This is a genomic window from Bradyrhizobium sp. Mp27 (assembly GCF_029953005.1).
Classification (GTDB): domain Bacteria; phylum Pseudomonadota; class Alphaproteobacteria; order Rhizobiales; family Xanthobacteraceae; genus Bradyrhizobium; species Bradyrhizobium barranii.
Window position 1 is genome coordinate 17,595 of sequence record NZ_JASAUS010000068.1, and the last position, 9,239, is coordinate 26,833.

A 9,239-nucleotide genomic window follows, 5' to 3' on the forward strand; every position below is an offset into this window, starting at 1 on the left:
ACCGACGACAATCAGGCAAACTTCTTCTGGACTTCTGCCGACACGTTGGCCGGCGCTTCTGCGTAGTGGTCGAACTGCATGGTGAAGGTCGCGCGACCCTGGCTCATCGAGCGCAGGTTGTTCACGTACCCGAACATGTTCATGAGCGGCACCATCGCGTTGATGACGTTGGCGTTGCCGCGCATGTCCTGGCCCTGGATCTGACCGCGCCGGGAATTCAGGTCACCGATGACCGAGCCGGTGTAGTCTTCCGGGGTCACCACTTCGACCTTCATGATCGGCTCGAGCAGGACGGACTTGCCCTTCTGCAGCGCTTCGCGGAATGCCGCGCGCGATGCGATTTCGAAGGCGAGCGCCGACGAGTCGACGTCGTGGTACTTGCCGTCGACGAGCTGAACCTTGACGTCGACCACGGGGAAGCCCGCGACAACACCAGAGCTCATCACGCTGTTGAGGCCCTTTTCGACGCCGGGGATGTATTCCTTCGGAACCGCACCGCCGACGATCTTGGACTCGAACTCGTAGCCCTTGCCGGGCTCGTTCGGCTCGACCACGATCGACACTTCCGCGAACTGACCGGTACCGCCGGTCTGCTTCTTGTGGGTGTACTTGACCTCGGCCTTCTTGGTGACGCGCTCACGGAACGCAACCTGCGGCGCGCCGATGTTGGCGTCGACCTTGTAGGTACGCTTGAGGATGTCGACCTTGATGTCGAGATGGAGTTCGCCCATGCCCTTGAGGATGGTCTGGCCGGACTCCTGGTCGGTCGACACGCGGAAGGACGGATCCTCGGCGGCGAGCTTCGCCAGCGCCACGCCCAGCTTTTCCTGGTCGGCCTTGGACTTCGGCTCGATCGCGATCTCGATGACCGGCTCGGGGAATTCCATCTTCTCCAGGATCACCTGCTTGTCGGGATCGCACAGCGTGTCACCGGTGCGCGCTTCCTTCAGGCCGGCCAGCGCGACGATGTCGCCGGCATAGGCTTCCTTGATGTCCTCGCGGTTGTTCGCATGCATCAGCAGCATGCGCCCGATGCGCTCCTTCTTCTCGCGCGTCGAGTTCACGACGCCGGTGCCGCTCTGCAGGACGCCCGAGTAGATGCGGCAGAAGGTGATGGTGCCGACGAACGGGTCGTCCATGATCTTGAACGCGAGCAGCGCGAGCGGCTCCTTGTCGTCGGCCTTACGCACGACCTCGTTGCCGCGGTCGTCGGTGCCCTTGATCGCCGGCACGTCGATCGGCGACGGCAGATAGTCGACGACGGCGTCGAGCAGCGGCTGCACACCCTTGTTCTTGAAGGCCGAGCCGCACAGCACGGGATAGAACGCGCCGGTCAGCACCGCCTTGCGGATCAGCCGCTTCAGCGTCGCTTCATCCGGTTCGTTGCCGTCGAGGAAGGCGGCCAATGCGTCATCGTCGAGCTCGACGGCGGCTTCCACCATCTTCTCGCGGTATTCCTTGGCCTGCTCGACCATATCTTCCGGGATGTCGACATAGTCGAACTTCGCGCCGAGCGATTCATCGTTCCAGATGATGCCCTGCATCTTCACGAGGTCGACGAGACCCTTGAAGTTGTTCTCGGCACCGATCGGAAGCTGGATCGCGATCGGCTTGGCGCCGAGGCGGTCAACGATGTCGGCCAGACACTTGAAGAAGTCGGCACCGGTCTTGTCCATCTTGTTGGCGAAGACGATGCGCGGAACCTTGTACTTGTCGCCCTGGCGCCAGACGGTCTCGGTCTGGGGCTCGACGCCCTGGTTCGAGTCGAGCACGCAGACGGCGCCATCGAGCACGCGCAGCGAACGCTCGACTTCGATGGTGAAGTCGACGTGGCCGGGGGTGTCGATGATGTTCAGGCGCTTGCCGGCCCAGAATGCGGTGGTGGCAGCCGAGGTGATCGTGATGCCACGCTCCTGCTCCTGCTCCATCCAGTCCATCGTCGCGGCACCTTCGTGCACTTCGCCGATCTTGTGGCTCTTGCCGGTGTAATAGAGGATGCGCTCGGTGGTCGTGGTCTTGCCGGCATCGATATGCGCCATGATACCGAAATTGCGGTAGTTCTCTATGGCATGAACGCGAGGCATGGGCTGTTCCTTAGATTCCGTGTTTCGCCGTTACCAGCGATAGTGCGAGAAGGCGCGATTGGCTTCCGCCATCCGGTGCACGTCTTCGCGCTTCTTGACGGCGTTGCCGCGGTTGTTCGAGGCGTCGAGCAGCTCAGCCGAGAGCCGCTCGGTCATCGTCTTCTCGTTGCGCTCGCGCGCAGCCGAGATCAGCCAGCGGATGCCCAGCGCCTGACGGCGGGTCGATCGAACTTCGACCGGAACCTGGTAGGTCGCGCCGCCGACGCGGCGGGAGCGCACTTCGATCGTTGGCATGACGTTCTCGAGCGCCTGCTCGAACACGCCGAGCGGGCTCTGCTTGGTCTTGGCTTCGATGATGCCAAACGCACCGTAGACGATGCCTTCGGCGACCGACTTCTTGCCGGCGCACATCACCGAGTTCATGAACTTCGTGACGATGATGTTCCCGAACTTCGGATCCGGGAGAACTTCGCGCTTTTCCGCTGAGTGGCGACGAGACATTGAGCTGGTTCCCGCTTACTTCGGACGCTTGGCGCCGTACTTCGAACGACGCTGCTTACGGTTCTTGACGCCCTGGGTATCCAGAACGCCGCGGAGGATGTGGTAGCGCACGCCGGGCAAGTCCTTGACGCGGCCGCCGCGGATCATGACCACCGAGTGCTCCTGGAGGTTATGACCTTCGCCGGGGATGTAGCCGATCACCTCGAAGCCGTTCGTCAGGCGCACCTTGGCGACCTTACGAAGCGCCGAGTTCGGCTTCTTCGGGGTCGTGGTGTAGACGCGGGTGCAAACACCACGCTTCTGCGGCGACTGCTGCAGCGCCGGCACCTTCTTGCGCGACTTCTGCACTTCACGCGGTTGAGCGATCAGCTGGTTGATCGTCGGCATCCTGGCCTTACCCTTTGTTCTGCCGCGGTCCCTTCCGGGTCCGCTGTCTTGGCGCGGTCCGTTGCCGGAACCGCAATTCTTTTCGGGCCACCCGCCCGACGAGGTCGCCTCGCACGGAACAATCCGCACAAAGCGAAATTGCGCCAACCGCTCCATCACCGAGCGGAAAGCGTTACGACGCCACAGAGGACCGCAGTTTCAGGCCAATCAGCATAAAGCTGCGGCCCGCGCACCGAGGTCATGCATCCGAATTCGATCTCAAGAGAACGAGCTCAAGAGACCTAAAATCGCACTGGCATTGCCTAGCTATGATCGACAGCGTTTGAGCGGCATTCGTCGAGGTTGGTGCCCGTCTTAGCGATCTCTGAGGATCCGATCCCTGGAGATCAACGGGTGGCCCGTTCCGACGCTGGCGATGCTCACCGCCTGTCGTTAAGTGAGGCGCTTTCTATAAGTGAGAGTCGACCAAGTCAAGGTGAAACGACAGTCGGAAAACGCTTCTGCCACCTGACGAAATCGCTGTTTGCCCGCACTCACCGCGCCTGCCGGATATGGGGACCGGACGTCTGTTCCGCCAGCCCAAAAGCAATTTACACCCGGGCGAAATGTACTTTTATAACCCTTGCTAAGGCTTTTTTTCCTGTTGATGCGTCAATCTGCCGCCTGCGGCAGAGATTTGCACCATGCGCTACACCGACATTGCCATTATCGGCGGGGGATTGTCCGGCTCAACCGCCGCCGCAATGCTCGGCCGCGCCGGCATTTCGACGGTGCTGATCGACCCGCATGAGAGCTATCCGGCGGACTTTCGAGTCGAAAAACTCAGTGGTCACGTCCAGGTCGAGCGATTCCTGAAGACCGGAATCGGAGAATCGGTGCTGCGCCGCGCGACCTTTGCCGGCGAAAACTGGATCGCTCGATTCGGCCGTTTGCTCGACAAGGCGCCGTGTCGGCAGTTCAACATCCTCTACGATTCGCTCGTCAACGCCGTCCGCGACGAAATCCCTGCTGGCGTCGAGCGCATCTATGCCAAAGCGGTCTCGCTCGAGACGAGCCCGGAGCGGCAAAAGATCACGCTCTCCAATGAGGAGACGATCTCGGCCCGGCTGGTCGTGCTCGCCAACGGTCTGAATGTCGGCCTGCGCCACCAGCTCGGCATCGCGCGAAAAGTCATCAGCGCCTGCCATTCGATCTCGATCGGGTTCGACGTGGTGCCGGCGGGGCGGAATTCGTTCGACTTCCCGGCGCTGACCTATTTCTCGGAACGGCCGAGCGACCGAATCCCCTACATCACGCTGTTTCCGACCGGTCCGCGGATGCGCGCCAATCTGTTCGTCTATCGCGGCGTCGACGACCCATGGCTGCGCGAGCTGCGCCGCACGCCAGCCGAGACGCTGAACGCCGCCCTGCCCCGGCTCAAGCGCATCACCGGCGCCTTCGACATCGCCGGCGAGATCAAGATCCGTCCGGTCGACCTCTATGTGAACGACGCAAGCGGCCAGCCCGGCCTCGTGCTGGTGGGCGATGCGTTCTCGACCTCCTGCCCCGCCGCCGGCACCGGCTGTGACAAGGTCTTCACCGACGTCGAGCGGCTCTGCAACGTCCATATCCCGGAGTGGCTCGCCTCCGACGGGATGGACGGGGCCAAGATCGCCACCTTCTACGCCGATCCGGTCAAGCGGGCCTGCGACGAATGGTCGGCGGCGAAGGCGTTCGAGTTCCGCTCCGTCTCGACCGCGACGAGTCCCTACTGGACCGCGCAGCGCTGGGCGCGCTTCATCGCCTGGTCGGTTCAAGGCTTGCTGCGGCCGCTCGGAGGAGCAATTCATCTGGAGCCGAACTTCCTCGGTCACTCCTCCTCGTCGTCGTCCTCATCGTCTTCGTCGAGGTCGTCTTCATCCTCGTCGTCATCGTCGCTGTCGTCATCGGCCTGAGCCACAGCGCCATGCGGCTGGTGGATCTGGTCGTTCCACAGCTTGCGATAGGTCCCGTTCCTGGCGAGGAGCTCGGCATGCGAGCCGCGCTCGATCGCCCTGCCCCCTGAGATCACGATGATCTCGTCCATCTCGACCACGGAGGTCAGGCGATGGGTCGACCAGATCATGGTGCGTCCCTTCGCGACCTTCAGCAGCGTACGGTTGATCGCGGCCTCGGTGGTCTGGTCGAGCGCCGAGGTGGCTTCGTCCAGCAGCAGCACGGAAGGGTTACGGATGACCGCGCGCGCGATCGCAATGCGCTGGCGCTGGCCGCCCGACAGCGTATCGCCGCGCTCGCCGACCGGCGTCTCGTAGCGCTGCGGCAGGCTCATGATGTAGCGGTGGATCTCAGCCTTCTTGGCGGCGTCCTCCACCTCCTCGTCGGTCGCGCCTTCCTTGCCGAGCCGGATGTTCTCGCGAATCGACATGTTGAACAGCATGTTCTCCTGGAACACCACCGCCATGCTCCGGCGCAGCGAATCCAGCGTCACCTTGCGGACGTCGACGCCGTCGATGGCGACGCGCCCCTCGTTGGGCACGTATAGCCGCAGGATCAAATTGAGCAGCGTGCTCTTGCCGGAGCCCGAGGGGCCGACGATAGCGATGCGCTTGCCGGCGTTGAGCTTGAGGCTGAGATTGTCCAGCACCGGGGTCTGGCTGCCTTCGTACTGGAACGTCACGTGGTCGAAGGTGATGTCGTTGGTGATGCGCGGCAGATCGGGCGCGCCCGGTCGATCGGCGCCGCGCGTCGGCTCGTCCAGCAACTCCTGCATGTGGCGGATCGCGGCGGCCGAGGAGATCGACACCGGGATGAAGTGCATCACGTGGGCGATGTTGTAGGAGACCTCCCAGAACGCGCTCTCGAAGGTGACGAAGGTGCCGATGGTGATCTGGCCCTTGGTCGCCAGATAGGCGCCGATCGCGAGCACGACGAGGTGCAGCAGCAGCACCGAAATGGTGACCGTCCGCTCCACCATGGTCGACAGGAACGCAGCCGAAGCGATCTTGCGGCGGGTCTCGTCGTTGCGGAAGGTGAAGAAGCCGAACATCTTGCGTTGCAGGCTGAACGCCTTGATCACGGCCTGCGCGGCCACGTTCTCCTGCACCATGCCGAGCAGCGCGCTCTCGTTCTGCTTCTGCTCGTAATTGGCCTGCACCGCCTTCGGGGTGAGGATGCGCGGCCCGATCAGCGTGATCGGGAACACCAGCAGCGCGACCGCGGCAAGCTGCCAGTTCAGGAACACCATCAGGATGATGCCGGCGATCAATTCCAGGAACGGCAGCGCCGCACTGTTGGCGAAGGTCTTGACCGAGCCCTCGAAGGCCGAAAGGTCGACGGAAAAGCGCGACAGGATCTCGCCGCGCTTGGTGCGGCCGAAATAGGCCGCCGGCAGGTCCTGGACATGCTCGAACAGGCGCTTGCGGACGTCGGAGATGATGCAGGCAGCCAGCCTGGCGTCCCAGCGCTCGTACCAGACCGCCACGATCGAGGTGAAGATGCCGGCGACCGCGAGCACGCCGAGGATCTTGTAGAGCGCCTGGAAATCCTCCTCGCCGAGCGCGTCGTCGATCAGGTACTTCAGGCTGAGCGGCATGATGACGTTGAACAGCGTCTCGACGCAGACGCCGAACGCCACGAATGACAGCATCCGCTTGTAGTTGGACAGGAACGGCTTGACGAAACCCAGGATGGTCGCGAGCGCGCCTGCGGCCTCGCGCGCGGTAAAGACGACGAGCTCTTCGTCCTCATCGTCGTCGTCGAGCTCCAGCCCGTCATCCTCCTCGTCTTCGTCGTCCTCGTCGTCTTCGAGGTCCGGCTTGACGGGGACAAGCTTGTCGTCGAGCTCGGCCGCCTCTTCCGTGGCGAGTTTCTGTTTGTCGGGCGGGAGGGGCTTGGACGCCATGAAACCAACCGATGCTGACGGCCGGCATGACCGCGGAGAAAGCAGGAAATAGCGGCAGCCGCTATCGCACCGATTCTATGCGATCATGACGAATTCGGCAAAGCAATTGGCTAGGCCGGTCCGATCCTGTCTCTAGTCGTCGTCCTCATCCTCGACCTTGTCGAAGAAGGAATAACGCAGGCTGTCGGCGTCGGCGTACCACTGGCCCGGGCCCTTGTTGGCGGCAAGCGTCGCCTCCCAGAGCGCATCAGTGCAGTCCTTGCGGTGCATCGACAGGTCGAAGCCGTTGCCGAAGAACAGCTCGGACCATTCCCACCAGGTGCCGAGCTTCTTGACGCCGCGCAGCAGGTCGTAGCGGTCGATCACCACCGAAGCCATGTCCGAGGTGATCGAGCCGAACACGAGGCCAGTCTTGACCACGCGGTTCAGTTCGCGGATCGCGCGGACCACCTGCTTCGGGGAAACATGGCAGAGGCTGGTCTCGAACACGAAGTCGAAGGCGCCGTCCTTGAACGGCATGTCGGTGATCGAGCCGAGCTTGTTGTACTTCTTCAGCGCCTTCGGCGTCCTGGCGTGGATGGCGCGGTTGTTCTCGATGCCGAAGGCGTCGATGCCGCGATCGCGCAGCGCGCCGACCAATTCGCCGCTGGCCGAGCCCGCGACCAGCAGCTTGGCGCCCTTGGCCTTGCCCCAGACGATGCCGATCAGCCTGGTCAGATAATCGGGATCGGTGAAGTGGCGCCAGGCTTCGCTGTAGGGACCGAGGCCGCGATAATTCTCGAAATAGTCGCGGTCGATCTTGTCCGAGACCGGCTCGCCCTCCTCCTGTGCGCGCTCGCGGCGCAGGCGCATCATCTCGGTCAGGATGATGTCGGTCGCCGCGTCCGAGGAGTCGAGCAGACCGTTCAGCGTGGAGTCGAACAGATAATCGCCGACCACCACGATGCCGGGATGCTCCTTCGGCTCCGGCCGGTGATTGGTCATGACGTCGCGCACGGGCAGACCGCCGGGGATGGCGTTCACCGACGACAGCCAGCGGTGGATCTTGCCTTCCACGAAATGCGAACGCGCATCGCCGAGCGAGGCGGGCAGCGATTTCAGTGCGGCGTCGATCAGTTCCTGATCCGACAGATTGGCGAAGGCCAGCGCGTCGGAGCCGGGAATCAGCCAGTTCAGCACGCCGTGCTTGCCGACGTCATGGCGCGCGCCCTCGTTGTAGACGCAGCAGCCGCCGAAGGCTTCCGACATGAACCAGGCGCCGGAAATCTTCTCGCCCCAGAACGGCGTGTCGAACAGGATTGAGACGCGCAGATAGTGTGCGGGACGATCGAAATACGAGACGTGCTTGACCATCGACTTGCGGAGCTGCTCGCCTTCCCAGCCCATGGTCGCGAGCCACGAATGCGGCAGGCAGACCAGCACGAGGTCGAAGTCGCGCGTCTCCGGCCCCTTGCCGTTCATCATCTTCAGCTGGTAGCGGCCGGTCGACGCCTTGCCTACGGTGAGCACGCGGTGATTGAGCTGGACGTCGGCGTTGACCTCCGACTGCAGGCACTCGATCAGCTGCTCATTGCCGTTCTGGATGGAATAGAGGCCGATATAGCCGTCGACATCCATCAGATAGTTCTTGAGCGCGTTGAGCCCGTTGGTGTTGTGGCTTTCGGTCGCGATGTCGGAGCGCGCCATCACCTTGAAGAAACGCTTTGCGGTTTCGTCCTCGACCTCCTCGTCGAGCACCTGCTCGGCGGTCTTGTAGGCCCAGGGATTCTCGTTGTCGTGCGCGCCGACGCCCTCGTAATATTCGATCGGCGTCATCGCCTCGGCGCAGCGCTCGCGGAACGCCTCGATCGCCGCCGCAGTCTTGGCGCCGTATTTGCGGCGCATACCTGCGACGTCGTTGAGGAGCTCGCCACCGAACTGCACCTGCTCGGCGTCCATCGGAATGGTCTGAAGTCCGAAATGCTGAATCAGCTCGCGCAGCGGATCGGGACCGGTCATCGAGTAGTCGTAGATCTCGGCAACGCCGGCCTCGTACATCGCCGGCGCGGAATCGAATTTACGCGTGACGATCTTGCCGCCGAGCCGGTCGGAGGCCTCGTAGATGGTGATGCGGCAGAGGTCGCCGAGCTTACGCTTCAAGTACCAGGCGCTCATCAGCCCGCCGGGGCCGCCGCCTACGATTGCGAGATCAAGCATATGAGTTCCGTGGTCTCCGGCCCTGCCCCCGTCACGGGACCACCGGTCTAACTTCCCTTAGCAGAAGCGCTTTTGCGCCTGAAGGAAAGATGAACAAAGGTTGATCCTGCACCGCAACAGGCAAACAAAGCAGCAAAAAGGCCGGCTTACGCCGGCCTTTTCATTGTCCTCGGTATTCCTACGGATGAACG

Annotated in this window: 6 protein-coding genes; 1 reads left to right on the top strand and 5 read right to left on the bottom strand. The window is 62.9% G+C overall.

Going from position 1 to position 9,239, the window contains the following annotated elements; all coding sequences use genetic code 11:
- Nucleotides 1-11: 11 nt before the first annotated feature.
- From fusA to rpsL, 3 genes are read right to left on the bottom strand one after another with little or no spacing between them, the layout of a single operon-like run.
- The gene (fusA, locus tag QJT78_RS28710) at nucleotides 12-2,084 is read right to left on the bottom strand and encodes an elongation factor G (RefSeq protein ID WP_027549195.1); all 2,073 of its coding nucleotides are present in this window, start codon (nucleotides 2,082-2,084) and stop codon (nucleotides 12-14) included.
- A gap of 30 nt (nucleotides 2,085-2,114) precedes the next feature.
- Nucleotides 2,115-2,585: a 30S ribosomal protein S7 gene (rpsG, locus tag QJT78_RS28715; RefSeq protein WP_038942311.1), complete on the bottom strand. Its 471-nt coding sequence runs from the start codon at nucleotides 2,583-2,585 to the stop codon at nucleotides 2,115-2,117.
- A 15-nt stretch (nucleotides 2,586-2,600) separates the two neighbouring features.
- Complete coding sequence (gene rpsL / locus QJT78_RS28720) at nucleotides 2,601-2,972, bottom strand: 30S ribosomal protein S12 (RefSeq protein ID WP_007603006.1); 372 nt, start codon at nucleotides 2,970-2,972, stop codon at nucleotides 2,601-2,603.
- A 683-nt stretch (nucleotides 2,973-3,655) separates the two neighbouring features.
- On the opposite strand from rpsL, the gene QJT78_RS28725 reads away from it, so the two are divergent.
- Nucleotides 3,656-4,906: an NAD(P)/FAD-dependent oxidoreductase gene (locus tag QJT78_RS28725; RefSeq protein ID WP_038942312.1), complete on the top strand. Its 1,251-nt coding sequence runs from the start codon at nucleotides 3,656-3,658 to the stop codon at nucleotides 4,904-4,906.
- On the opposite strand, the gene QJT78_RS28730 is transcribed toward QJT78_RS28725, so the two are convergent.
- On the bottom strand, nucleotides 4,822-6,852 hold the full coding sequence (locus QJT78_RS28730; protein WP_038942313.1) for an ABC transporter ATP-binding protein: 2,031 nt from the start codon (nucleotides 6,850-6,852) through the stop codon (nucleotides 4,822-4,824). The two genes, QJT78_RS28725 and QJT78_RS28730, sit on opposite strands and share 85 nt — an antisense overlap.
- 132 nt (nucleotides 6,853-6,984) lie before the next feature.
- Nucleotides 6,985-9,048, bottom strand: coding sequence for an FAD-dependent oxidoreductase (locus QJT78_RS28735; RefSeq protein WP_028152886.1), 2,064 nt, complete (start codon nucleotides 9,046-9,048; stop codon nucleotides 6,985-6,987).
- Nucleotides 9,049-9,239 lie beyond the last annotated feature (191 nt).